We start from the raw sequence: 25,841 nt of genomic DNA, 5'->3' as shown, positions 1-25,841 counted from the left end.
GTTAGTCTTTTAGGTGGTTAATGAAAACCTCTTTTAATTCAGTAACAAGAAAAGGTTGCCCCTGGATTTTGTTGTATGAAAGAATATTCAAGCCGGGGAATTTGCTTCTGAGCAACGATGCAAACTGCCCCATGTTGAGTTCGCAAACCAGTATCTTATCGTATTTTTCAAAAATTTGCTGCGTATTTTTTGGCAACGGGTTGATGTAGTTGAAATGAGCAAAATCAATTTTCTTGTTGGCCTGCTGCAATTCTTTCACTGAAGTGAGTAATCCTCCATAGGTACCGCCCCAGCCCACCACCAGCAGTTTGCCATCGCCCTTACCGATGACGTCCAATTCAGGAATGTAGTTGGCCACGCGGGCAACTTTTTCGGCCCGGGTACGGACCATCTTTTCGTGGTTCTGCGGGTCGTACGAAACATTGCCGGTAAGGTCTTGTTTTTCCAGGCCGCCAATCCGATGCTCCAGTCCGGTGGTTCCGGGAATGGCCCATCCACGAGCCAGTGTTTCCGGATCGCGTGCATACGGGTAGTAAGTGCCATTCGACTTTTGCGGTTCATTTATTTTTATCGGTGGCAGGTCGGCAAGTTTCGGATACTTCCAGGGTTCCGAACCGTTGGCCAGATACCCATCGGTAAGCAGGATGACGGGCGTCATGTGCTCCACGGCTAACTTCACCGCCTGGTAGGCAAACTCAAAGCAATTGCTGGGCGTACTGGCCGCGATGACTACGGCCGGGCTTTCGCTGTTGCGGCCATACACGGCAATATTTATATCGGCTTGCTCGGTTTTTGTCGGCAGACCGGTAGAAGGTCCGCCCCGCTGTACATCCACAACAACCAGTGGAACTTCAGCCATCACCGCCAGACCAATAGCCTCACCTTTCAACGCAATACCCGGCCCGCTTGATGTGGTAACGCCCACCTGCCCGGCATAGCTGGCGCCAATAGCAGAACACACGGCTGCAATTTCATCTTCGGCCTGCATGGTAATTACTCCCAGGTTTTTGTGGCGCGACAGTTCATGCAGGATGTCCGATGCCGGAGTAATCGGGTAGGAACCCAGAAAGAGTTGTTTGCCTAGTTTTTCCGCAGCGGCAATCAGCCCCCAGGCCGTGGCAGTGTTACCTGAAATGTGCCGGTAAATTCCTTTTTCAATAGAGGCGGGCGGCACTTTGTAACGGGCCGGCAGCGCTTCGATGGTTTCGGCATAATGGTAGCCGGCATTCAGTGCACGCTTGTTTCCTTCGGCCAGGGCCGGAGTTTTGCGGAATTTATCTTCGATGTATTTTTCGGTTTCCTTTAATGAGCGATCGAACAGCCAGTACATCATGCCCAGGGCAAACATGTTCTTCGACCGCATAATACTCTTGTTGTCAAGTTGCAAACCCTCCAGTGCCGCTTTGGTAAGCGATGAGATGGGGGCTTCAACTACGTTGTAGTCGTTCAGGCTTCCGTCCTCAAGCGGGTTGGTTTTAAACCCGGCCTTCTCGATGTTGCGATCGACAAAGGCATCCATGTCGATAATAATGTTGCCGCCTTTGCGTGCAAACTGCAGGTTTGATTTTAAGGCCGCGGGGTTCATGGCCACCAGCACATCGGCCTGGTCGCCCGGAGTGTAGATATCAATTTTGCCAATCTGCACCTGGAAGCCCGATACGCCTTCCACGGTTCCCTGCGGTGCCCGTATCTCGGCCGGAAAATCCGGAAAGGTGGCCAGGTCGTTACCCCACAGGGCCGAGGTAAAACTGAATTGCGAACCGGTAAGCTGCATGCCGTCTCCTGAATCTCCGGCAAACCGGATTACCACTTTTTCCAGTTCTTTGGTGGTTTTTGTGCCATTTACCAGCGTATCATCCATAGCTGTTCAATTTAGGTCTGTTAAGTTACATCACCTGCTCCAGATTAACTAAGGCCGGTGAGGTTGGGCGATGCTAATTTTATTGCCTATTTTTAACTATGACTGAAATCATTTGAAAACCTAAAAAATATCAAACCATGCCCTACATCATCTGCGAACCCTGCGTAAGTACCTGCGACACCGCCTGTGTGGATGTATGCCCGGTGGATTGTATTCACGGCCCGGTGAAGACCGATGGCAGCGGCCAGGAAGTAAAAGAACCAGGCTTCGATAAAACCGGCAAGCAACTGTACATCAACCCCGAAGTGTGCATCGACTGCGATGCCTGCGTGCCGGCCTGCCCCGTGGATGCCATTTTTGAGGAGAGCCAGGTGCCCGACCAGTGGAAGGGCTACATTGCCAAGAACTACGAGTTCTTTGGCGTGCAGCGGTAGCAATAGGTATTTTGGTGGTGACCTTATAACCGGAAAAATGAAGCAATCTGTTGTTATACTTACCCGACTTGCTTAATTCTTAAGAGCAAGATATGATTAGCTATTGAGGTAAAAATGAAAAGTTCTTCTTTGTTACTGGTTCTTCTGCTATTAGCTTATTCAACTAGCCCGGCTCAGACTCTTAAAAGTTATACTAACGGTACCTTAAAATTGTACTATGAAGAATTTGGCAAAGGGCCTGCACTATATATTTTATCGGGCGGACCAGGGGAAGCACCTGACCATCCGTATCGTCAGATAATTGACAGCCTGAAATCATATTATACATGTATTCTGATACATCAACGGGGTTCAGGAAAATCAAGGAATATACCTGTCAATGAAAAGACAATTACCATTGCAAACTATACACAAGATATTGAGTTTTTACGAAGGGAACGCGGTGATAAAAAAGTTACCTTATTAGGGGTTTCGTGGGGTGGTTTGCTTGCAATGAATTATGCAGCGTACTACCCAGAGGTTGTTTCAAATCTTATACTGGTGTGCTCGGCTCCGCCATCTTATACACTTTGGCATTTCCTGTACGACAATCAATATGCCAGGCGTTCGAAAGCTGAACTAGATTCAATGGACTTTTTGCAAAAGATTTTTGCAACAAAGACTGATAAGGAACTGGATTCACTCAAACGGGCCGATCCGTTAAGTAAAGAAGTTGTTGCCTATAAGAACTTTATGGCTATTCATGTTCGGGCAATGTATTACGATAGGAATAAAATATCCCAGGAATATTTTGACCGACTCTTTTACGATTTCAATTTTCAGCCTATTCCGATAATCGATAAGGAGGTAATCGAAACAAAGTGGGATATCACTAACCGATTGAAAAAACTGCGGATACCAGCTTTAATTGTTTATGGCAGGCAAGATGACCAGGGCGAGTCGACATTTTATTTGCAAAAGGAATGTTTAAAGCGCAGCGAAATGCATGTGATTGAAAAATGCGGCCATGAAATTGTGGAAGAGCAACCTGCTGAATTTTTCAGAATACTGCTGGATTACGTTAGCCGAACGGCTAAACAGATCGAATGACAACAAGGCCTTAACCAAAGGTTATGAACCCGAAGCGAAGGTTCTGTTATATTCGTAACAGCGTATGATTGTAAAGTGTTAATCCATTTGCCGGAATGCCGCCAATTTGATAATTGCCTTATGATTAAAGTCCTGAGTTCGGATCAAATCAAAGCGCTCGATGCTTACACCATTGCGCACGAACCTGTTGCTTCTCTTGATTTGATGGAACGCGCCTGCCGGGCATTTTGCTCATGGTTTTCGCAGCACATTGATGATTTAAAAAAAATCGGCATTGTCTGCGGAACGGGCAATAACGGTGGCGATGGCCTGGGTATAGCCCGCCTGTTGCACGACTGGGGCTATACGGTAAAAGTTTGGATTGTTCGCGGTTCGGTGACGGAGACCGATGACTTCAAAAAAAATCGTGAACGCCTGCCGGAGGAAGTGGAAGTAACTCAAATCACATCAGCGCCAGCGGCTAATGAATTTGCAGGATGTAATGTACTGATTGATGCCCTGTTCGGTTCGGGCCTGTCGCGGCCGGTGGAAGGAATTTATGCGCAGGTAATTGAAGCTGTAAATCAGACCGATGCCACCCGTATTGCCGTGGATATTCCCTCCGGCTTGTTTGCCGACAAGCCATCAGAAGGGGCGATTATCAAAGCAAATTATACAGTCTCGTTCCAGTTGCCGAAGCTGGCGTTTTTCATGCCCGAAAATCATCCCTTTGTCGGAGCGTGGACAATGGTTGATATCGGCCTAAGCAAGGAGTTTATCAACCAGTCTGAAACAACCAATTACCTGCTTTCGAAAAAGCATTTGAAAAAAAATCTTAAACCCCGCTCCACCTTTGATCACAAAGGTCGGTTTGGTCATGCCTTGCTCATTGCCGGCAGTTACGGAAAAATGGGAGCGGCTGTGCTGGCCTCCCGCGCTGCCCTGCGCAGTGGCGCTGGCTTGCTTACAACGCATATTCCCAGGCAGGGCAACACCATCCTTCAATCAGCCGTCCCAGAAGCCATGGTGTCGGTGGATGACGATGATGCTTACTTCACCCGCGTACCTGAGCTTGATACTTACAATGCCGTTGGTGTTGGTCCGGGTATTGGTACCAATACCATGGTAACCAAAGCACTGGAGCAACTTATGGAACGTTACAAAAAACCAATGGTACTTGATGCTGATGCATTGACTATTTTATCGGCTAACCCGGCATTGCAGGCACTTATACCGGAGGGCAGTATTTTAACTCCGCATCCGGGTGAGTTTAAACGATTGGCAGGCGATTGGAAAAATAGTTTCGACAGGCTTGAACGACAACGTAAACTGGCGGTTAATCTTAAATCGGTACTTATTGTTAAGGGCGCCTATTCTTCTATTGCCGCTCCATCGGGTAAAGTATTTTTTAACAATACAGGTAATCCCGGTATGGCCAAAGGAGGCAGTGGCGATGCCCTTACCGGTATGCTTACCGCTTTACTGGCCCGGGGCTATACGGCTGTGGAGGCCGCCCAACTGGGGTGCTGGTTGCATGGACTGGCAGGCGACCTGGCAATGCGCGAAAAAGGGGTAGAAGGGCTGATAACCTCCGATTTAATTGAAAAAATACCCGAAGCCATACAGGCTATTCAATAAAATTTACCGGTTTTTTAAACCTTTTGACCTTTTCCTGAATCTATAAAGCAACGCAGGCTTGAACTTTTGGAGTGGATTTTGCGTAAATTTGACTTAGTAATGCGCCTTCTCAATAGCACCATAGTAGTTGTTTTAATTGCCTTTGCACTGCCTGCAAAAGCACAATTTGCCCGGGAAACGTCCGATCCGGGCAAGACTATTTCGGTGTATCCCAATCCGGCTGCCGATGATTATGTGTTTGTAAGAATGGAAGATCTGGATGCCCGGCAGGTGAAGTTAACACTCCATAATATTATCGGTAATGAAATCCGCACCGAAACAGAAGTAATCGATCAGCACGAAATCCGGATGCGCATAAAAGACCTTGCTGCAGGGTATTACCTGATTGCCCTTCGGGATGAAGGCAGTAAATTCAAGGGTACCTTTAAATTTCTTAAGCGCTGACCAGCGCTTTTATTTTTTTAAGAAACCGGTGTATTTCTTCATCTGTTGTATCGAATGAGCACATTAAGCGCACTTCGTTGGTTGGTTCATTCCACACGTAAAAGAAAACTTCCTGTTGCAGGGGTGCGATGATTTCGTTTGGCATGATGGCGAACACTCCGTTGCCATCAACCGGGTGGGTGATGGTAACCCGGGGTATTTCACGTAACCCTGTAGCCAGTTTTTTTGCCATGGCATTGGCATGCGATGCGTTTCGTTTCCATAAATCGTTACTTAATAATGCCTCGAACTGGGCGCTGATAAAACGCATTTTGGAGTGGAGTTGCATGCCTTGTTTGCGGATGTACTGAAAGTATGTTGCTGCCTCCTGGTTAAAAAACACAACGGCTTCACCAAACATCATCCCGTTTTTTGTTCCTCCAAAAGAGAGTACGTCCACTCCGGCATCGCGTGTAAATTCCCGAAAATTTTTATTCAGACTTACCGCGGCATTGCTGATGCGCGCCCCATCCATGTGCAGGTACAGGTTGTGCTGTTTGGCTACTTCGGATAGGGCTTTAATTTCATCAACCGAATAAGCCGTTGCATATTCTGTTAGTTGCGAAATGGAGATGACCTTTGCTTGTGGATGGTGGGGGTCGCCCAGTCGTTGTATTTTTTCAGCAACTTGTTGTGCGTTTATCCTTCCGTTTTGGTTAGGCACACCCACCAGTTTGCAACCCGTAAATTGTTCCGGGGCTGTTGATTCGTCCACGTTGATATGAGCCAAATCAGAACAGATGATGGCGTGATAGGATTGTGTAAGTGCCCGTAACCCGAGCGTATTGGCGCCCGTTCCGTTATACACAAAATACACCTTGATGTCATCGCCAAAGAATTCTTTAAACCGGTTCACGGCTCGATCAGTGATCACATCGTTTCCATACGAACCCATATGCGCGTGGTTGGCTCGTTGCAGGGCTTCCATGATTTCGGGGTGTACCCCGGAGTAATTGTCGCTGGCAAATGATTTCATATGCAAGTATAAAAAAGAAATGCCGGGAGAGTAGCCCGGCATTGCATTTGATTCAATCGGATCAGTCAAGACCAATCATCATGAACGAACCCCAGTAAATCGGGTCGGGGTAATCAGCCCGCAATTCTTTTTTGGCCTCGGTAAAACTTTGCCGCATATTGTTTGTGTTGAGCCACTTCTGGTAAAACTTGAGCATCAGCCGTTGGGTGGCTTCATCATCTACTTTAAACATGCTCATAATAAGCACTTTGGCGCCAGCCACCAGAAAGGCCCGCTGCAAACCGAATACCCCTTCGCCTGCCTGCAATTCACCCAGCCCGGTTTCGCAGGCACTCAGCACCACCAGATCGGTTTTATCCAGGTTCAGGTTCATGGCTTCATAAGCCGTTAGGATACCGTTTTCCATATTGTAATTGTAATCAGTTTTATCCAGCAGGTCGCCTGCGCCCCGTAACAGGAGCCCGGTGCGCATCAGTGGGTTTTGGGCAAGTTGCGCTTCGTTGCCTTCTAGTTCAGTTTCTGCACTAACTTCAGAAGTGGGTTTATAAAAGCCGTGTGTGGCAACGTGGAATACTTTCGGGCTGTTCAGTTCCTTTATTTGTTCTTCAGTGGCTGACTTTTCAATATACTCCTCGGTCATCCAGCCTTTTTGTTTGAGCAAAAACTGGAGTTGATTGATTTCACGTTCGGTACCCGGCAGCTGGGTAATGGGTGCGTTTTCGCGCGAAGCAGTAACATAAAATGTCGGGTTGCCGAACATGGACGCTTTGTTATCAGGCCTGGCCGAAGATTTTACCTTGCGGAGGTAGAGATCTTTGGTATTGCTTACGTACACAATATTCGCGTTATCCAGCACGTATTTTCCATCGGGCATCAGCAGGGCATCCAGCGGGATCTGGTTATAAACGCCATCGGCCGACAGGTAAATGCTGGATACCTGACCGAGTTCTTTATGGATAGGCTCCCAATAGGTTTTGTAGGATTGGTTATCTTCAATCTGGTTGATCATGGAGTTGCGGAACAACCGGTAGCTGCGGCCTTCCATCCGCGCCCCGTTGCCATTGATAATGGCCTTCGGTTTGCTCATGTCGGTTTTAATATACAGGGCTGCATATATAACCGAGTCGGTAAACGTGTGGTTGAAGTACCGGAACCGCACCATTTCAATGGCCACTTCGTTGGGCTTCAGTGATTTTTTCACATCCTCAAAGGTGATCTTTTTGTTATCGAAGCTCTGCCCGAATAATTCGGATTGCTGGCTTAAACTACGCTCCAACCTTTCCACTTCGTGGTTCAGCAGGGCCGGGTCTATTTCATTTTCGGCCAGTTGGGTGGGGCTCATGGAAAGGGCCAGGGTAAGCAGTTCCTTTTTTTGTACCCAGGTATTAAAACTGTTAATCAGATCTTCGTTGTTGCTGCTCAGGATGCGTTCGCGGATTTTAATGGATGAGTTCAGTAACAGCGCTTTGGTGAGCAACTGGTAGTTATACACCTGGTCACTCAAATCTTTAAAGTCTTCCAACCGGCCTAAAGCCAGTGTGTTGTAAAATTCAAAGTCGCCTTTAATGGTGTTCCAGTACTTTGCTTTTTCGCGTTCACTGAGGGCGGGGAAGAATTTGTTAATAAAATCCTGGTAATTATTCAGTGCCTGTTCAATGCGTTGCTTGGCGCGTTTATAGTCTTTTTCCATGTAATGCACCTTGCTCAACTTCGACAGGATTTTTACGTATTCGGGATGGGTCGCGCTGAAATTCCGTTCGTACAGATCCTTGGATTTATTGTAAAATTCTTCGGCTTTTCTATAATTCTTCTGCTGGTAGTAAACATCACCCATCAGGGTATAGATGCTGGCTGTATTGATGTTTCGTTTAGAGCCGGTTTTTTGCTGCCAGATGCTAACGGCAATATTCAGCGAATTAAAGGCCAGTTCGTATTGCTTTTCCGAAATGTACAACACGGCTATGTTTTTGAGTTGCTCGGCATACTGCGGGTTGTCTTTGCCCAGTTTGTTGGCAACCACATCGCGGGCTTCGAACATGTTTTTCTCGATGGTCTTTTTGTCGCCACCACCGTGAAACTGGATCAGCGCCAGTTGCGACAGCGATTTGGCTACCTCCACGTGGTTTCGGCCGAACTGTTTTTCCTGGCTGGCAACCGCTTTCTTTATATTTTCTTCAGCTTTTTCATAGTCACCGAGCTGATAATAAATGTCGGCCATCAGCTTTTGAGAAGGTGCGGTTTTAGTGGAGAGTTCGCCATAGGTTTTAACGGCAATCTGGTTGGCGCGCTGGGCAACTTTATCGGCTTCGGTATAATCGCCACGGGCCAGTAAAATTCTTCCTTTGTTAACCAGCGGGTCAATCAGGTGTAGCGATTCTTTTCCATACAGCCGCTCATATTCCGGAATGAGCTGGTTGAGCAGTTGGTCGGTTTGTGAATATTTGCCAAGCTGAATCAGCAGGGCGGACAGTTCTTCGGCTGTTGACAATTCATTGGTGAGTGGTACTTTGGATTTCAGGATCATTTTGCGGGTGCGGTCCAGGTTATCCTGGGCCTCGTCAAATAAGCCTTTTATACCGAAGAGTTTTGCCTGAGTTTCAATGGCATTAATGTAATCGGCTTTCCATTTGTCATCGCGGTTTTCTTTCATGTCAAAAACCGCCAGGGCCTTATTGATGTCGTCTTCCGCGCGCTCGTAATCACCGATTTTGATACGCAATTTAGCCATGTTGTTCAGGGCGATGGCGTAAACAGGGTCCACATTATCGTATTTGATGAGGGCAATGCCGCTGGCCTTTTCCAGCATTTTTGCTGCATCGCTGTACTTGTCGGTTATCTCGTAGTATGCGGCCAGGTGGTAGAGGATGTCCAGGTTATCCTTGTGTTTGGGCGCAATTTGTTTTTCGATAACACCCGTATAACTTTCGCGGTAAATTTTACCGGCTTCCTCAAGCTTGTTGGTATAATCCATGTAAAAATTAGCCAGCTTGATGCGCGACAGATGGTACTCGGGTGACAATTCGCCATACAATTCTTTTTTCTGTTCAATAACCTGGTTCAGGTACGATTCGGCATTCGTGTAACGTCTTAACTGTACGGAGAGATCATAAAGAAATTCAAGTGTGCTGATACGGGTTTTGTAAAACTTTGGCATTGTTGATGAGCCCAACACGTTTTGAGCATCGTTTTCCAGGTTTCGGGTTTTATCTTTTTCAAGTTTGGAGTTGAACTCAATGGCCTTGAGGTTAATGTTCATTACGCTGGCTTTGTTAAAGTACTTGGCCAGCATGCGGTCGTACTCGGCCTTGAGGTTGGCAAACTGAACGCTCTTGCCGCTCAGGCGAAGTAACATATCCAGGTTGGCCAGGTATAAATCGTGCGCCAGGGGCACCGAAGGAGAGGTGCGTTTTTTTAATTCGCTTAACTGCTCACTGTATTCGGCCCATTTCTGGCGTTTAGTCAATCCTGGAGGCGGGATGCCGTTATTGTTCTCGGCAAACATTTTGGTATAGATAAAATCGTGTTCAATTAATGTTAAACTGGTTTCGCCCATATAGCGAATGTTTTTTGAAATCCAGGGCCGGCCTGCTGCAGCTGTGGCATCAACACTGTCAATGTCGCCTTTCTTACCGTAGGCGGCCAATCGCAGCATGAGTAACCGTGCATAACTATTGAAACGGGGCGCAAGTTCTTCCTCAGGTACCCTGCGGTTTTGGATTTTACCATTCTCTACGAAAGTTTCTTTTTCAACTGCACGCGAAGCCATAAATGATTCGTTGGTTTTTAAAAGCGCCAGAGCTTCGTTTGAAAAACCCTGGCCTATCAGTGCTTCGGCACGGGCAAGCAGTGCGCGGCTCTTCAGTGCAGCATCTTCGGTTTCTGCTGTGCTGTTTATTTCAAGGGCTTTGGCTGCATAATCGGCAGCCAGCCGGTAATAGCCGTACTGGTTAAAAATTTCAGCCACATCGGTAAGGATGTTGGCGTGATTAATGGAGGTTTCGCCAAAAACGGAGGCGCTGGTTGAAATAGCTGTTGTGATGTTTTTATCGAAATCGGTCAGAATACCGTAGCCGAGGTTGTAGCGCGCTTCGCGGGTATAATAGTTAGGCATATAGGCCTGGTTGCCCTTAATACTTTTTTTGTATTTGGCCAGTGTTTTCAGGGCTTTGGCGTAGCTACCGCTATTATAGTACTTATCGGCTTTTTTAAGGGTTTTATCAAACTTGGTTTGCGCCTGTACTGCCAGGGGCAGCACAAATGCCATCAACACCACAAACACCTGCATTTTTCTCATAACACTTCAGTTTATTTATACCTGTTTCGGGCGACTAATCTACTAAATTCTAACTGGTTTTTGGAGTACAAAGCGGGCGTTGCCCATCATCGGCCTGGCGTTAGTTTTTGCAGAATTTTTATAGCTGCTTCGCTGATAACGGTACCGGGGCCGAAAATAAATGATACACCAGACTGGTTAAGAAAATCGTAATCTTTTTGCGGAATAACCCCACCGGCCACTACCAGAATATCTTCGCGGCCAATCTTTTTTAGTGCTTCGATGAGTTGCGGAATTAACGTTTTGTGCCCACCGGCCAGGCTAGATGCGCCCACAATATGCACATCGTTCTCGGCAGCTTGAATAGCCACTTCTTCCGGAGTTTGAAACAGCGGCCCGATATCCACATCAAAACCCAGGTCGGCAAAACCGGTAGCAATTACTTTGGCGCCACGGTCGTGCCCGTCCTGGCCCATCTTGGCAACCAGTATCCTCGGTCGCCTTCCTTCTCGTACGGCAAAATCATCGGAAAGTTTTCGTGCGCGGGTAAATGACTTTTCATTTTTCATTACACCCGAATATACACCTGAAACCGATTTGATGGATGCCGTATAGCGGCCAAACGCTTTTTCCATCGCGCCTGAAATTTCACCCAGCGTTGCCCGATGACGGGCTGCAATAATGGCCAGTTCAAGTAAGTTACCTTTGCCGGTTTCTGCCGCCTGTGTTAATGCAGAAAGCGCGGCTTCAACCGCTGTGCTGTTTCGTTCGGTCCGGAGTTGGTTCAGGCGTGCTATCTGTTCGTTACGTACAGCGTTGTTGTCCACTTCCAGGATTGAAAAATCCGCGGATTCATCTGTTTGGTATTTGTTAACACCAACAATAATTTCTTTACCCGAATCAATGCGGGCTTGTTTGGCGGCTGCGGCCTGCTCGATGCGCATTTTGGGCAATCCGCTTTCAATGGCTTTGGTCATGCCGCCCAATTGCTCCACTTCGTCAATCAGCGTCCAGGCTTTTCTGGCCAGGCTGTTGGTAAGCGATTCAATGTAATAAGATCCGCCAACCGGATCGACTACCCGTGTTACTCCGGTTTCTTTTTCAATGAACAGTTGTGTATTTCGGGCAATGCGGGCAGAAAAGTCAGTGGGCAAGGCGATGGCCTCATCCAGCGAGTTGGTGTGTAGTGATTGGGTACCGCCCAACACGGCAGCCAGTGCTTCGATGCACGTGCGGGCAACATTGTTGTAGGGATCCTGCTCGGTTAAACTCCACCCCGATGTCTGGCAATGTGTACGCAAGGCCATCGATTTGGGATTCTTCGGATTGAATTGTTTAACAATTTTCGACCACAACAGCCGGCCGGCCCGCATCTTGGCTATTTCCATAAAGAAGTTCATACCGATGCCCCAGAAGAATGAAAGCCGTGGTGCAAAGTCATCAATGGCAATGCCGGCCTGTAAACCGGTGCGGATGTACTCCAGCCCATCAGCCAGGGTGTAGGCTAACTCCAGGTGGGCGGGAGCGCCTGCTTCATGCATGTGGTAGCCGCTGATGCTGATGGAGTTGAACTTTGGCATGTGCTTCGAAGTATACTTAAAAATGTCGGCAACGATGCGCATGGAAGGCTGCGGAGGATAGATATACGTGTTGCGCACCATAAATTCTTTGAGGATGTCATTTTGAATGGTGCCGCTGAGTTGGGCAGGCTTAACCCCTTGTTCTTCGGCTGCCACAATGTAAAACGCCATGATAGGAATAACTGCCCCGTTCATCGTCATCGATACCGACATTTTATCTAATGGTATCTGGTTGAACAGGATTTTCATATCGAGTACCGAATCAATAGCTACGCCTGCCTTACCCACATCGCCCGCTACACGCGGATGATCAGAATCGTAACCGCGGTGGGTGGCTAAATCAAAGGCCACTGATAGTCCCCGCTGCCCGGCTTCAAGGTTCCTACGGTAGAATGCATTGGATTCTTTTGCTGTTGAAAAGCCTGCATACTGCCGGATCGTCCACGGGCGGATGGTGTACATGGTGGCGTACGGACCACGCAGAAAAGGCGGAATACCGGAGGCAAAATGGATATGAGTTAAACTCTTTGTATCCGCTTCGGTATAAAACGCTTTTATCAGAATTTCTTCCGGACTTTCCCATTCTTGCAGCACCGGCATCGGCCTGACGGGTATAACAAAATCAGCCACTGAAATTTTGGAGAAATCCGGTTTCATCGGGCAGCTATTTTTTGTTGGAACAGCGTCCACGCTTTTTCAATTAGTTGAAAGGTTAGCGCTTCGAAATAAAACGAGCCGGCAAGCGGATCGGTAACTTTATCTAACCGCGATTCCTCTTTTAATAAATTAGAAACATTGCGGGCTATCCGTACCATGCGGGCATCGGTCTCATTTTCGGGTAAAACAGTTAATGCGTTGCAGCCTCCGGTAATTGCAGCGAGGGCCGCGGTTGTACTTTTAAGCATGTTACTGTGCGGCCCTAATTCGCTTTGAACCCAGGGCGTTGATAGCGCCTGAATGTAAAGGTCGGAAGGTTGATATTCGGTTACACCGTATGCCCTTGCAATTTGATAAAACAGCAACCGCAACGCCCGCAGGTTTGCTGCCTCGATAAAGAAATCATTGCCTGTTTCAACAACAAAACCCATCCGCTGTAGTGAGACCTGTGCACTAATGCCCGCTGCCGCAAGTTGTTCAACGGTCTGTACCGCCCGGGCTAAACCGGTAGCCAGCCGTTCCACCGGTTGGCCGGAAGAAATATACAGGCCGATGCAATTAAGATTGGTGAAAGCTATGAGGTTGTGGACAATGTTGTTAATCGTTTGTGGATGGTGTGGATAAGTTTTTACAAAAAAAGATCCGGTCAGTTCATCAGGCGAATATTTTTTTTTGCCGATGAATTGCTTCAGCTTAACGGAAAACGAGTCATCAGCTTCATCCAGTAAAAACGACAACGTACAATGCGGCCATTCGATTTTTTCAAGCAGTTTTTCAAGTGAAATCGTTGACGGATTAGGGATGTAAAATAATATACCGTCAGCTCCCTGGTTCAGGTGTTCAAGCGCCTGTACGTTGCCGGCTGCTTCGCTGGTAACAGATATAAGTGGACTATTTTGCCAGGGAGGCAGCACCAGGCCAATGGCCTGTTTGGTTTTTAAATGCTCGGGTGTATAGTACGGATTGCCCTGTAAATCAGTAACTTGCCAAGCCAAAGCCTGTTCGGGGTCGGTGCCTTGTAATTCTTCACGCGCAACGGTAAGCCATTCGCTGTAATCAGGTATATTGAATTCGCTGAAAAGATTAGAATAATTCTCGGCCATAGTGCAAGATAGCAAACACCCAATCGTTTGTCCGATTGTTTTTTAATTCAAAAAAATAAAGATTCAGGCAGGTAAATTGTTGGCCTCATTATTACGAAATTTTTTTTGACAAAATCAAGCGTTGGCGATCTTGTTTTCGTAAAACCTTTTTTCACATCTTTGTCTCCCTTTCTCCCCACGGAAGGTTAATTCTTAAACCGAACATTTCATGGTAGCTGATTGCACAACCCTATGGAACGACTGTCTCGAAGTAATTCGCGAATCGGTCGGTGAAGAAAATTATTCAACGTGGTTTAAGCCGATTGTTCCGGTACAAGTGGAGGGAGATGTGTTAACCATTCAGGTACCCTCGCAGTTTTTTTATGAGTGGCTTGAAGATAATTATGTGCCTGTACTTAAGAAAGCATTACAAAAAGTGTTAGGTCCTACCGGACGGCTGGAGTATTCGGTAATTGTTGACAGCGGCAACACCAATACACCTCCTGTTACGGTGCATTACCCTAATGGTATGGGTTCGCGCAGGGCTTCAGCCAATGGTTTGGATAGCGAATATTCACCATTTACCTACAAGGCACTGAATCCGCAAACGGTTAATTCGCGTCTCAACCCCAATTATACCTTTGATAACTTTGTAGAAGGCGACTGCAACCGGCTGGCCCGGTCGGCCGGGTTGGCCGTGGCTAAAAAGCCCGGGGTAACATCATTTAACCCGTTAATGCTATACGGAGGTGTGGGTGTAGGAAAAACCCACCTGGTACAGGCCATCGGCAACGAAATTCGCAACAACATGCCCGATAAAATCGTGCTTTATGTTGATCAGAATGATTTTACCACGCAGTTTCTCAATGCACTTCAAAACCATAAACTGCAGGACTTCCAGAATTTTTATCTGCAGGTTGATTTACTGATTCTGGATGATGTGCAGTTTCTGGCCGGCCGGGAGAAAACGCAGGAGATGTTTTTTCACATCTTTAACCAGTTGCACCAGTCGGGCAAGCAGGTAATTATGACCAGCGATTGCCCGCCCCGCGATATGAAGGGATTCCAGGAGCGGCTGCTGTCGCGTTTCAAGTGGGGCCTTACTGCCGATTTACAGGAGCCTGATTTTGAAACCAAATTAGCCATCATTCATCGAAAAATGCAGGCTGATGGGATCACCATCCCCACCGAAGTGGCCGAATACCTGGCCTATAGTGTTGATACCAACCTGCGCGATATGGAAGGTGTGCTGAATTCACTCATTTTTCACGCCACCTTGTTGAAGAAGGAAATTGATCTTGATCTGGCAAAGGAAGTTCTTAAAAACATTATTAAGGAAATACAAGCTGATGTAAGCGTTGACTTTATTCAGAAAACCGTTTCAGAGTATTTTAAAGTTGACCTGGAGTCGATGAAGGGAAAGGTTAAAAAGCGCGAAATTGTAATCCCCCGCCAGGTAGCTATGTACTTTTGCAAACGGTATACCCAGTTAACCCTGGCCCTGATAGGCGAAAATTTTGGCGGGCGCGATCACAGCACGGTTATCCATGCGCTCGAATCGGTGGAAGACATGATGAAGACCGATGCGAACTTTAAATCTTCGGTTGAAGAACTGGGTAAAAAGCTGAAGTTGCGGATGAACTGAATTTCTGACAGCCCGAAAACGGTACATTCGGTTAGGTTCTTATTTTTCTATCAACGATCGTCAATTAATTTTTGAATAGCCATGTACTTATCGCGCAGCCGGGCAGCTTCCATAAACTCCAGTTCCCTGGCTGCCTTTTCCATAGCCTTACGTGTTCGGTCGGCCATTTTAATTAACTCATCTTTGCCCAGGTAGGCCACTACCGGGTCGGCTGCCAGGCTTGATTCTTCATTCTCCACATAGTATTTCTTAGCCGATTTCTTGGAGTCAGCCACTTTCGTTTGACGCAAAATAGAGTCGCGTGATTTTATGACGGTTTGCGGAGTAATATTGTTTGCTTTGTTGTAGTCCATCTGCACCTTGCGCCTGCGGTTAGTTTCATCAATGGCCACCTGCATCGATTCCGTTACCGAATCGGCATACATAATCACGCGGCCGTTAACATTTCGTGCCGCCCGCCCGATGGTTTGCACCAGCGATCGCTGGTTGCGTAAAAAGCCTTCCTTGTCTGCGTCAAGAATTGCTACTAGTGAAACTTCGGGCAGGTCGAGCCCTTCGCGCAGCAGGTTTACGCCCACCAGTACATCAAATACCCCAAGGCGCAATTCCCGCAGAATTTCAACACGATCCAGTGTGGTTACTTCGGAATGGATATACCGGCATTTTACGCCAGCATGGTCCAGAAATTTGGTCAGCTCTTCGGCCATGCGTTTGGTAAGGGTAGTGACCAATACGCGTTCGTTCTTCTTCACGCATTGATCAATTTCTTCCAGCAGGTCGTCAATCTGGTTGCGGCTGGGACGCACGTCAATTTCCGGGTCGAGCAGCCCGGTTGGCCGGATGAGTTGTTCTACGACCACGCCTTCGGATTTCCGCAATTCATATTCGCCCGGTGTTGCGCTTACATAAATAACCTGGTTTATCAGCGATTCAAATTCATTGAACGTGAGCGGGCGGTTGTCAAGGGCTGCAGGCAGCCGGAATCCGTAATCGACCAGGTTTACTTTGCGCGACCTGTCACCACCCCACATGGCCCTGATTTGCGGCACGGTAACGTGACTTTCGTCAATGATCATGAGAAAGTCATCGGGAAAGTAATCAATCAGGCAAAACGGTCGGGCACCGGGTTTTCTGCGATCGAAATAGCGCGAGTAATTTTCAATGCCTGAACAGTAGCCCAGTTCGCGCATCATTTCCAGATCAAATTCTGTTCGTTCTTTTAACCGTTTGGCCTCGAGGTGGCGCTTTTCCGATTCAAACATGTCAACCTGCATCACCAGGTCATTCTGAATTTCTTTAATGGCTTGGTGGAGGGAGTCCTTACCGGTAACGAACAGGTTGGCGGGGAAGATGGTCACGATTTTTTCGTCTGATATTTTTTTTCCGGATACCGGATCAATACGCTGTATCGATTCAATTTCATCGCCAAAAAAGTAGATACGCAGGGCATAGTCAGCATAGGCCAGAAAGATATCTACCGTATCGCCTTTAACGCGGAAGGTGCCCCGTTTGAACTCCGCTTCAGTACGGTTGTACAGAATGTCAACCAAGGCAAACAGCAGGCGATTTCGTGCGATAGTCTCACCCACGGTTAGTTTGATAACATTTTTACCGAAGTCATCCGGATTACCGATACCGTAAATACACGATACTGAGGCCACTACAAGTACGTCTCTTCTGCCGGTAAGCAGGGAAGAGGTAGCGCTTAACCTTAACTTTTCAATCTCTTCGTTAATGGAGAGGTCTTTTTCGATATATAGATTAGAGGATGGAATGTACGCTTCCGGTTGGTAATAATCATAATACGAGATAAAATATTCCACCGCGTTTCCGGGGAAGAAGTTTTTAAATTCGCCATATAACTGGGCTGCCAGGGTTTTGTTGTGACTGAGCACCAGGGTAGGCCGGTTAACCCGGGCTACCACATTAGCCATGGTAAACGTTTTGCCCGAACCGGTTACACCCAACAAGGTTTGGTGAGGTTCACCCCGCTCCAGGCCTTCAACCAACTGGCGGATGGCCTGCGGTTGATCGCCTGTAGGCTCATATTCGCTGGTAAGTTTGAAATTCAATTAAGGTTGATTAATCGTGCTTGGTAAGATAGAATCCTGCCTACGACTAACCAAACATATTCTATAACTTAGTTATTCCAGATAGTCCATGATTTTTCGGCCTGCACGTGCAGCATTTCAAGACCGTTTTTAATGGTAGCCCCGCGGATTTCAGCTTTTTGTAAAAACTGCGTACGTGCCGGGTTATAAATCAGGTCGTATACATAATGATCTTTTGAAATATGCTCGTAGGCAATAGGGGGCAGGCTTTCGGTATTGGGATGCATGCCCAGTGGGGTGGTGTTAATGATGAGTTTGTTTTCTTTGATGATTTTAGCAGTTAATTCGTCATAGGTATAATCTGCCTTTCCTTCGCTGCGCGAAACGGTTTTGTGCGGAATGGCTAACCGGTTAAGTGCCTGCTGAACTGCTTTGGAGGAGCCGCCTGTACCAAGAATAAGTGCGGTGAATTTTTTGTCCTTCGGCAGCCATTTCGATACGGTTTCATAAAACGCTTCGCTGTCGGTGTTGTAACCGATAAGTTTGCCGTCTTTAATTTTAATTACGTTAACCGCTCCGATTTTCCTGGCCTCTGCATCGATATCATCAAGGTATGATACCACCTGTTCTTTGTACGGGAGGGTTACATTCAGGCCGGTTAATCCTTTAGTATCCGAAACAAGCTTTTTAAAATCAGTAATACTGGTTAGCGGATACAGTTCGTAGCGGTGATCGCGGAGGCCTTCCCGAAAAAATTTTTCATCGAAATAGGATTTTGAAAAAGAGTGACTGACGGTTGAGCCGATAAGCCCGAATACTTTTTCCATGTTCAGATTTTTGTTTTTAAACGCGTTGCAATTTTTTCAATACTTACTACAAGTAATACGCCCAGGGCCATCATTAAAATGGCCTGGAAAAGCTGGGGGTCTTTTCCGGTCAGGTTGAGGTAGTCCCAAGGTAATACACTTTTATCAAATACCGATACCCGTTCGCCTGATTCGGATGTTTGATACTCCAGAACCTGTCGCCAGGGCCATACTTTGTTCAGTGAACCGAGCATAAAGCCGGCCAGTAAGGCGACTGTAATGCCGTGATACCGATCGAGTATCCAGGAAAGAAGCCGTGAGAAGGAGAGGATGCCTACCATACACCCCATAGCAAAAACAGCAATGACAACCACATTGGCATTTAACAAAGCATTAACCATAAACTGGTATTTGCCCAGTAACAGCAAAATAAAGGCGCCTGATATACCCGGTAAAATCATGGCACAGATGGCCAGCATTCCTGCGAAAAAAATAAACCAGAGGGCATCGGGCGATTCGGTTGGCGTGAGCACTGTTATGAAGTAAGCAATGGCAATTCCGAAAATGAACGAAAAAATTATTGCCGGATTTTTGATTTTAATTTCACGCATGACCAATGGGGCAGAGATTAGAATCAATCCGAAGAAAAACGACCATATAAGAATAGGATGGTTCTTTAGCAGGTAGTTCATCACACCGGCCAGCAGCACCAGGCTGGTAAGGATACCGGCCAGCAGGGTGGCCAGAAAGTTTCCGTTTATCTTTTTCCAGCAATCGCCAAACCGAAAGTGCCGCAGCAGTTTCAGAGCATCTGCATCAATGGCTTTGATGGAGTGGATGAGTTCATTATAGATGCCGGTTATCAGGGCAACCGTACCCCCGGATACACCGGGAATTACATCGGCAGCGCCCATGCTTAGTCCTTTCAGGTAAAGCAATATATAGTCGACTGGTCGTTTCAAGTATCAGCGATTAGTCAACTTCGAAAGGCGGTGCGGTGTTGGTTTTCTTTTTTTCAATGCCCAGGAAGTGCAGGAAGGTATCGCCCCGCAGGCCCAGGCGGATGGTTTCGAGTGGTATTACTTCGTTGGGGGCAATGTTGCCCAGGTTTACGTTGGCGCCCAGCAATTTAATAAACCAAACCTGCTGTGCTTTTTGGGGGGCTTCCCAGATGATTTTTTCAAATGGAATCTTGGTAAGAATTTCCTGCACCAGGCCTGATCGCACCTCACCGGTTGAGCGAAACAACCCTACGTTACCGCTTTCGCGTGCTTCACCAATTACTTTCCAGGCACCGGCATCCAGTTCTTTCTGCATCAGTTCAATCCACATATAAGGAGGGATGATTTTATCGGCATCTTTTGATCCTACTTCCGAAAGCACGGTTACCTGTTCGGAGAGTTTGCTGATGTAATCGCATTTTTTATCGTGGTCCAGATCGATGGAGCCATCCGAAACTTCAGCAAATGACATGTTGTACTTATCGAGTACCTTCCGGTAGTCATCAAACTGGTCGCGGATGATAAATGCCTCGAAAAGGGTTCCGCCAAAATAGGTCGGAATGCCGGCATCTTTATATATTTTTAATTTGTCCTTCAGGTTAGGTGTAACATACGAAGTGGCCCAACCGAGTTTAACGATATCAACATGATCGGCACATACATTAACAAAATCCTCGGCTTCACGCACACTCAGGCCTTTGTCCATGGCCATGGTAAAACCGTACTGCCTGGGCTTGCGTGTTCGCTCAGGCAGGTTCTTTAACTCGTAATTCATTACTTGTTTTCTTTTCTAAATTGTTCAATGATTTTGAACAGCGCCTTCTGTGTTTCGATCTGAGGGAAGAACTCATACAAGGTGGCGTGTCCTTCAAAGTTCAAAATTAATGCATTTTCAAGATAATTAAAGGCTTCCTTAAACTTACCGGCTTCAATTAAGTAAACGGTCATCCGGTAATACAATTCGGCATCATCGGGCAATTCATCAAAACCTTCCAATAATACATTAACCGCTTTCTGATAATCGCCCTGCTCGTAGTAAATAAACGACCAGTTTAACCAGATTTCTCTGTCTTTCGGATCGAGTCGCGAAGCTTCTTCGTAGGCATCAATGCTCGAAACAATGTTGCCCACCTTAAATTCAGCGTGTGCAATGGCGCGCCAGTATTCGGGGTTTTCGGCATGAAGTTTCAGCGCTTTGTTATAGAAGTGAAGCGCCTGGTACCACTTCTCCTGTTTTTCGAGGCATACGCCAGCGCCAAACCAGGCTTCATCGTACATCGGATCAAGCTTGGCCGCTTTCTGGTAGTATTTCAGGCCTAGTTCAAATTGTTCCAGGCTTTCGTAAGCGGCACCAATGGAACAATATACTTCTGCACTGGGTCCCTCCAGTTCAATGGTTTTCTTGAACGAATCGAGTGCTTTTGTATAGTGACCCAGATTCATGCAGGTATTGCCCATGTTGAAGTAAGCCGAGGCAAACGTGTCGTCAATGGTTAATGCGTAATCATAAGCGGTAAGTGCTTCTTCAAACTGGCCCAGTTTATTGTACACAATTCCCAGGTTGTACCAGGCTGCGGCCGAGTAGGGGTCCTCGTCAATAAATTTTTTGTAATACGACACGCTGCTTTCCAGTTGGCCGGTTATATCGAGGCAATAGGCCAGTTCGTACAGGGCGCCTTCATGGTTCAGGTTAAATTCAACTGCCTGTTTGTAAGCCTGAATGGCCTGTTCATATTTTTCCAGGGTTTGGTACGACAGCCCGATGTTATAGTAGATTTCGTCTTTATCTTCTGAAAAATCAAGTGCGCGTTCATAGCATTCAATGGCTTCGCTGTGCTTATTCTGCGCAGCAAACAGGGAGCCTTTTGAAAGCAGAATTTCCGGATCGTTGGGCTGCAGATTTTCAGCTTGCTCCAGCAGGTCAAGCGCGTCCGAGAATTCTTCGAGGTGTGTAAGCACCTGGGCTTTTGCAATGAGCAGCCCGGTGGAATAAGGAAACTGGGTGATGGCCAGGTTAACGGCCTGCAGGGCTTTGTTGTACTTCGACCGGAGTAAATAGAATTCAATTATTTCTTCGAATGCTTCCAGATCAAAATAATCGGATTTCTTTTTGCGAAGGTGGTCTTCAAAGCGCCTTATCAGATCGTTCCCCTCATCCTCACGCCTGCGAAATTCTTTGGCCATTTGCGTATGGGTTTGCCCAAGTTAAAAAAATCTGAGGCAAAGTTATTCTAAAAAAATTATTTTTTACCGGCCTGCGCCTTATACCAGTCACAGCACCAGTCAATACTTTGTTCAATCGGTTGAAAAGCCATGTTCAGGGCAGCACTAATTTTTTGGTTGGAATAGAAAAAACTCGTTCCGGCCAGGCGGGCTGTTTCAGGTGTTATCAGCGGGTTGGCACCGGTAAGGGCCGACCGTACCCGCTCAGCGCGGGCAAGCCAGGTAAGCATGGTTTTTGAAAGTTTAATGCGGGGGGGTGTCCGGTTAAATTGCTTCGCCACTGCTGCAAAAAAATCATGGTACGGTATCGATCCGGCATTGAGTATAAAACGTTCTCCTTCAAAATCGGATTGGTATAATCTTACGATGGCCTCACTCAGGTCGCGGACATCAACATAATTTAACGATCCATCAATATAAAAGGGGCGTTGGTTCCATACATATTTAAAGAGTTGTGAACTGCTGCGGTTCCAATCGCTACGCGAAAGGATAACCGAGGGATTAACGATGACGGTGCTGAGGCCTTCTTCCTGCCCACGGAATACCTCCAGTTCAGCCCGGTATTTTGATTCGGCATAGGCGCTGTTTAGTGTACTGTCAGTCCACTTGTTTTCTTCGGTAATTACCCGCTGGCCATTTAACCGGCCAAGTGCTGCCACCGAGCTGATGTGCAAAAAACGTGTAATGCCCAGCAGCAGGCAGGCATTGACCATATTCTTTGTGCCTTCGATGTTCGCTGCGAAGAGTTTCTTCTTATCGCGTGGATTAAAGGACACCAGCGCGGCCGCATGAATTACACCGCTTACATGCTGCAGTGCATTATGTAATGCCGGTAAGTCTAATACATCTGCATCGCGCCAGGTAATCTGGCTGTTTATATCATTAAGTAACGAGGTATCGCTGCCTGAACGTTTTAATGCAATGAAGGGAATTTTTTCGGCAAGAAGTTTCCTTACTATATAACTTCCCAATAAGCCGTTGGCCCCGGTTACGGCAATCATGTTGTGCGGGTTAAATCAGCGAATGGTTGAGCAGGGGCAAAGATAAAAGTTTTTGATAGAGCGCTGTGTCCTGGGCTTGTTTAAGCAGGTGGAGATGATTGGCGTTGTGGCAGTCGCTGCCGGCAAAATGCACCCACTTGTTTTCAATAAGTTTTCGTGCCACTACCTGTGCGGGTTTGGAGTAATAGCCCGTGAGGGAGTTGATATTGAGTTGAAACAGTACACCGCGGTTAATAAGGTCTTCAATCTTTTCCGGATGTTGCTGAAGAAAAACGTACCGTTCAGGATGTGCCAATACAGGCTTGTATCCACGCGTAGTGAGTTTAAAAATAAATTCTTTCAGGTTTAAGGGTTCAACCATAAAGTTTACTTCGAACAAAAGATACCGGTTGCCAAAGGTTAATAGCGGGTCATTGTTCTCCAGTTGGTACACCAAATTTTCATCCAGGTAGTATTCGGCTGCGGCCTCAATTTCAATGGGTATTGATTTTTTGGCCAGGTAAATTTTTAGTTCGGCCAGTTTAGATAGTATTGCTTCCGGAGTGTTTCGGTAACTGTCGCTGATGATGTGGGGCGTTGTAATTAGTTTTTTATAACCCATATCCTGAAAGTCCCGGATGATTCGCTCGGCCTCGTCAAAGGATTGCACGCCATCGTCAAGCCCGGGCAGCAGGTGTGAATGGATGTCAGCTGCCAGCGGTCTTTGAGGTGCTTTTTTCGTGCCAGAGAACCAGCTAAACACTGCGATTAAAAATTGACTTCAATCCTGAGGGTTTCCGATCTTCATAGTAGCCATAGCCATAGGCTGTTTCGCTGGTAGCCGGCAGCGCATTGACAACGGCTGTAATGTTGGAGAATTTGTTGATGCGAACGATGCGCTGCAGGTTGTGTATAAACTCCTTACGGGAATAGTTGGCTCTGAAAACATACACCGAAACATCAGCATGCTTCATGGCCATGATGCCATCGGTAACCAGGCCCACCGGGGGTGTGTCCAATAGTATGAAATCATATTTTTCTTTTAGTTCATTCAGCATGGTGCTGAATTCGCCATTAAGTAATAATTCAGCAGGATTTGGCGGATGTGGCCCGGCCGGTATAAAATCAAAATTTTCAATAGGCGTTTTAACCACGCAGTCCTGCCAGGTGTTTTTGCGTATCAGAATGGTGCTGATGCCTTTATTCGGATCGGAGCCGTTGGTCACCTGTATTAACTTGGGCTTTCGCATGTCCAAATCAAGCAGCACAACTTTTTTTCTGGATAATGCAACAATGCCGCCCAGGTTCATGGCCAGAAATGATTTGCCTTCTCCCGAAATGGTTGAGGATATTGCTATTATCTTTTTGGAAATTGCCGGACTAAAAAAATCCAGGTTGGTGCGCAAGGTGCGTATGGCTTCGCTAACCATGGATTTCGGGTAATTAATAATGAATACTCCCTCTTCGGGTTGGCCACGAAATGCCGGCACCACGCCTAACAAGGGTACACCGGCCATCCGTTCAATTTCATATACACTGGTAATTTTATCGTTGGCAAGATAGAGAATGCCTATAAAAGCAAACGACAGAACAATGCCGGCCACAAACCCAATGGCGTGGATGAGTATGCGCTGCGGAGCAATGGGCTTTTGCGGAAGATCGGCCGTTGAGAGAATCTTAAAATCCGGGGTGCTTCCTGCCCGTGCAATTTCAAATTCCGATTTGCGCTGCATCAGGGTTAAGTACAATTCTTCATATAATTTATAGAAGCGGGCATTTTTATTGAACTGCGTATTCTTATCGGGCATGCCGGCAAACTCGTTTTCAAGTGCGGTCTTAGATTTGTTCAGGTCCTGCAGGCGTTTCATTAAGTCGGACTTAATTTCGGTAAGTTGCCCATAGACTTTTTTCCGAATGCTTTCTATCTCAGCTTCTTTTTGTTTAAAGGCGAAGGTACTCTCGCTGTAGGAGAGTTTCATTTTATCTATATCCAGGTAAAGCTCCTGAAGTTTCTCAATGTTCTTATTTACCGACTCGGAAAAGAGGGTTCGTTGTGAGGGACTTACATAAAATTCATTACCGGCAAGGCCGTCTATTACCCGGTTTACTTCGTTGATTCTCCGGTTTGTTTCAAATCGTTGTGAATCAATTTTGTTGATTAAGATGATGGTTCGCTTCAGGTCATCATTCAGGTTACTGGTCTTGTTCTTGAGCGTAAAGTTTTCAAAGTAATTTTCGTACTGCTCCATCTGTTGTTCAATCTGGCTCAATTCATTGTTAAGCCAGGCTATTTTCTGGAGGTTGGCCAGATTTTTTTGCGCATTGCTGTACCGCAGGTAAAGCGAATCGATTCCATTAACCAGGTCCTGTGCTTTAAAAGGGTTGTTATCGCGGAAGGACACGCGAATGGTATTGGCATTAACATTAAGCGGTTCAACCGTCAGGTTGGTGAGTATGTAATCCAATAATGCGCGTTTACTGTTCACAATAAACGAGTATTGATTTTCAGGTTCAAAGGCTGGTGCATCCTTTTTTTTGATGGTAAGTGAAAAATGGTTGGAGGTTAGCGGTTTACCAAATTCTCCCTCATAGGTTGAGGCATACACAGGTATGCGGAGCCGGTAGGTGTTGTTAGAGGTGGGTTCGATAAGAAAAAGAATATCGAAGTAGGCCGGGCTGTTAACCTGATGCTCAACCACAAACGGTGAACTGGTGTGTAATTCGGTATTCAGTATTTTTCCAATACTATAATAACTTACGTGCAGGTTTAGTGAGTCAATAACGCTGCTTAAAAACAATTTTGATTTAATCGTCTCAATTTCGGATGATATAAGGTTAACATTCTGCCGTTCAGGAATTATTTCACGAATGCCCAGTTCGGTGGCATCCTGTTTTACATCCAGTTTTATCTCTGACACCGACTCATATAAATCTTTGGTATAACGCAGGTAAAAATAAGCCGCTGCATTTGTTAGCAGGAAAATCAGCACAATCCATATAAAATTTGTTCTGACAATGATTTTAAGTTTGCTAAAATCAATGTTTTCGGCTGAGGATTGTATTATGGTTTTTTCAGTGCTCAA

The 25,841-nt window shown here is 46.5% G+C and carries 18 protein-coding genes; 5 read left to right on the top strand and 13 right to left on the bottom strand.

Features of this window, described 5'->3' with window-relative positions; translation table 11 throughout:
- Position 1 precedes the first annotated feature (1 nt).
- Positions 2-1,861 carry a 2-oxoacid:acceptor oxidoreductase subunit alpha gene (locus HRU69_00595; GenBank protein QOI96062.1) on the bottom strand — a complete coding sequence of 620 codons (1,860 nt, stop codon included), beginning with the start codon at positions 1,859-1,861 and terminating at the stop codon, positions 2-4.
- Positions 1,862-1,998: 137 nt separating this feature from the next.
- Between HRU69_00595 and HRU69_00590 the strand changes: the two genes are divergently transcribed.
- From HRU69_00590 to HRU69_00575, 4 genes are all read left to right on the top strand, one after another.
- Positions 1,999-2,295: a ferredoxin family protein gene (locus HRU69_00590; GenBank protein QOI96061.1), complete on the top strand. Its 297-nt coding sequence runs from the start codon at positions 1,999-2,001 to the stop codon at positions 2,293-2,295.
- A gap of 210 nt (positions 2,296-2,505) precedes the next feature.
- Positions 2,506-3,384 carry an alpha/beta hydrolase gene (locus HRU69_00585; GenBank protein ID QOI96060.1) on the top strand — a complete coding sequence of 293 codons (879 nt, stop codon included), beginning with the start codon at positions 2,506-2,508 and terminating at the stop codon, positions 3,382-3,384.
- Between the two features lie 123 nt (positions 3,385-3,507).
- Positions 3,508-5,001 (top strand): NAD(P)H-hydrate dehydratase, encoded by a 1,494-nt coding sequence (locus HRU69_00580; GenBank protein QOI98786.1) that lies wholly within the window; start codon positions 3,508-3,510, stop codon positions 4,999-5,001.
- Positions 5,002-5,100: 99 nt separating this feature from the next.
- Positions 5,101-5,445 (top strand): T9SS type A sorting domain-containing protein, encoded by a 345-nt coding sequence (locus HRU69_00575; protein ID QOI96059.1) that lies wholly within the window; start codon positions 5,101-5,103, stop codon positions 5,443-5,445.
- On the opposite strand, the gene HRU69_00570 is transcribed toward HRU69_00575, so the two are convergent.
- From HRU69_00570 to HRU69_00555, 4 genes are all read right to left on the bottom strand, one after another.
- A complete protein-coding gene (locus tag HRU69_00570) occupies positions 5,435-6,460 on the bottom strand; it encodes a low specificity L-threonine aldolase (protein ID QOI96058.1) in 1,026 nt (341 codons plus the stop codon). The two genes, HRU69_00575 and HRU69_00570, sit on opposite strands and share 11 nt — an antisense overlap.
- A gap of 61 nt (positions 6,461-6,521) precedes the next feature.
- On the bottom strand, positions 6,522-10,754 hold the full coding sequence (locus HRU69_00565; protein QOI96057.1) for a CHAT domain-containing protein: 4,233 nt from the start codon (positions 10,752-10,754) through the stop codon (positions 6,522-6,524).
- Positions 10,755-10,840: 86 nt separating this feature from the next.
- The gene (gene scpA, locus HRU69_00560; GenBank protein QOI96056.1) at positions 10,841-12,970 is read right to left on the bottom strand and encodes a methylmalonyl-CoA mutase; all 2,130 of its coding nucleotides are present in this window, start codon (positions 12,968-12,970) and stop codon (positions 10,841-10,843) included.
- Positions 12,967-14,073 carry a hypothetical protein gene (locus HRU69_00555; protein ID QOI96055.1) on the bottom strand — a complete coding sequence of 369 codons (1,107 nt, stop codon included), beginning with the start codon at positions 14,071-14,073 and terminating at the stop codon, positions 12,967-12,969. The genes scpA and HRU69_00555 overlap by 4 nt, the downstream gene beginning before the upstream one ends.
- Positions 14,074-14,281: 208 nt before the next feature.
- On the opposite strand from HRU69_00555, the gene dnaA reads away from it, so the two are divergent.
- A complete protein-coding gene (gene dnaA / locus HRU69_00550; GenBank protein QOI96054.1) occupies positions 14,282-15,697 on the top strand; it encodes a chromosomal replication initiator protein DnaA in 1,416 nt (471 codons plus the stop codon).
- Positions 15,698-15,747: 50 nt separating this feature from the next.
- Here dnaA and uvrB read toward each other — a convergent pair whose 3' ends face one another.
- The 8 genes from uvrB to HRU69_00510 all read right to left on the bottom strand — a co-directional run bounded on the left by uvrB (position 15,748) and on the right by HRU69_00510 (position 25,841).
- Positions 15,748-17,769 carry an excinuclease ABC subunit UvrB gene (uvrB, locus tag HRU69_00545; protein ID QOI96053.1) on the bottom strand — a complete coding sequence of 674 codons (2,022 nt, stop codon included), beginning with the start codon at positions 17,767-17,769 and terminating at the stop codon, positions 15,748-15,750.
- Between the two features lie 68 nt (positions 17,770-17,837).
- Entirely contained in the window at positions 17,838-18,575 is a 738-nt protein-coding gene (locus HRU69_00540) for a shikimate dehydrogenase (protein ID QOI96052.1), read from the bottom strand.
- 2 nt (positions 18,576-18,577) lie between these two features.
- The gene (locus tag HRU69_00535; GenBank protein QOI96051.1) at positions 18,578-19,516 is read right to left on the bottom strand and encodes a DUF368 domain-containing protein; all 939 of its coding nucleotides are present in this window, start codon (positions 19,514-19,516) and stop codon (positions 18,578-18,580) included.
- A 10-nt stretch (positions 19,517-19,526) separates the two neighbouring features.
- A complete protein-coding gene (locus HRU69_00530) occupies positions 19,527-20,330 on the bottom strand; it encodes a phosphosulfolactate synthase (protein QOI96050.1) in 804 nt (267 codons plus the stop codon).
- Complete coding sequence (locus HRU69_00525) at positions 20,330-21,739, bottom strand: tetratricopeptide repeat protein (protein QOI96049.1); 1,410 nt, start codon at positions 21,737-21,739, stop codon at positions 20,330-20,332. Before HRU69_00525 ends, HRU69_00530 begins: the two co-directional genes overlap by 1 nt.
- 56 nt (positions 21,740-21,795) lie before the next feature.
- Complete coding sequence (locus HRU69_00520) at positions 21,796-22,779, bottom strand: NAD-dependent epimerase/dehydratase family protein (GenBank protein QOI96048.1); 984 nt, start codon at positions 22,777-22,779, stop codon at positions 21,796-21,798.
- 10 nt (positions 22,780-22,789) lie between these two features.
- Positions 22,790-23,521: a capsular biosynthesis protein gene (locus tag HRU69_00515; GenBank protein ID QOI96047.1), complete on the bottom strand. Its 732-nt coding sequence runs from the start codon at positions 23,519-23,521 to the stop codon at positions 22,790-22,792.
- Entirely contained in the window at positions 23,514-25,841 is a 2,328-nt protein-coding gene (locus tag HRU69_00510) for a polysaccharide biosynthesis tyrosine autokinase (protein QOI96046.1), read from the bottom strand. Before HRU69_00510 ends, HRU69_00515 begins: the two co-directional genes overlap by 8 nt.

Source organism: Flammeovirgaceae bacterium (assembly GCA_015180985.1).
In the GTDB taxonomy this organism is placed as follows: Bacteria; Bacteroidota; Bacteroidia; order Cytophagales; family Cyclobacteriaceae; genus UBA2336.
Note: the sequence above shows the minus strand (reverse complement) of the source record. Positions and strands in the feature narration are given on the sequence as shown.

Excerpts from the sequence above, each read along its gene's own strand:
- HRU69_00525 (QOI96049.1), bottom strand. The coding sequence starts at position 21,739 with ATGGCCAAAGAATTTCGCAGGCGTGAGGATGAGGGGAACGATCTGATA.
- HRU69_00570 (QOI96058.1), bottom strand. The coding sequence starts at position 6,460 with ATGAAATCATTTGCCAGCGACAATTACTCCGGGGTACACCCCGAAATC.
- scpA (QOI96056.1), bottom strand. The coding sequence starts at position 12,970 with ATGAAACCGGATTTCTCCAAAATTTCAGTGGCTGATTTTGTTATACCC.
- HRU69_00530 (QOI96050.1), bottom strand. The coding sequence starts at position 20,330 with ATGAATTACGAGTTAAAGAACCTGCCTGAGCGAACACGCAAGCCCAGG.
- HRU69_00565 (QOI96057.1), bottom strand. The coding sequence starts at position 10,754 with ATGAGAAAAATGCAGGTGTTTGTGGTGTTGATGGCATTTGTGCTGCCC.
- HRU69_00595 (QOI96062.1), bottom strand. The coding sequence starts at position 1,861 with ATGGATGATACGCTGGTAAATGGCACAAAAACCACCAAAGAACTGGAA.
- HRU69_00575 (QOI96059.1), top strand. The coding sequence starts at position 5,101 with ATGCGCCTTCTCAATAGCACCATAGTAGTTGTTTTAATTGCCTTTGCA.
- HRU69_00590 (QOI96061.1), top strand. The coding sequence starts at position 1,999 with ATGCCCTACATCATCTGCGAACCCTGCGTAAGTACCTGCGACACCGCC.
- HRU69_00520 (QOI96048.1), bottom strand. The coding sequence starts at position 22,779 with ATGATTGCCGTAACCGGGGCCAACGGCTTATTGGGAAGTTATATAGTA.
- HRU69_00540 (QOI96052.1), bottom strand. The coding sequence starts at position 18,575 with ATGGAAAAAGTATTCGGGCTTATCGGCTCAACCGTCAGTCACTCTTTT.
- HRU69_00555 (QOI96055.1), bottom strand. The coding sequence starts at position 14,073 with ATGGCCGAGAATTATTCTAATCTTTTCAGCGAATTCAATATACCTGAT.
- dnaA (QOI96054.1), top strand. The coding sequence starts at position 14,282 with ATGGTAGCTGATTGCACAACCCTATGGAACGACTGTCTCGAAGTAATT.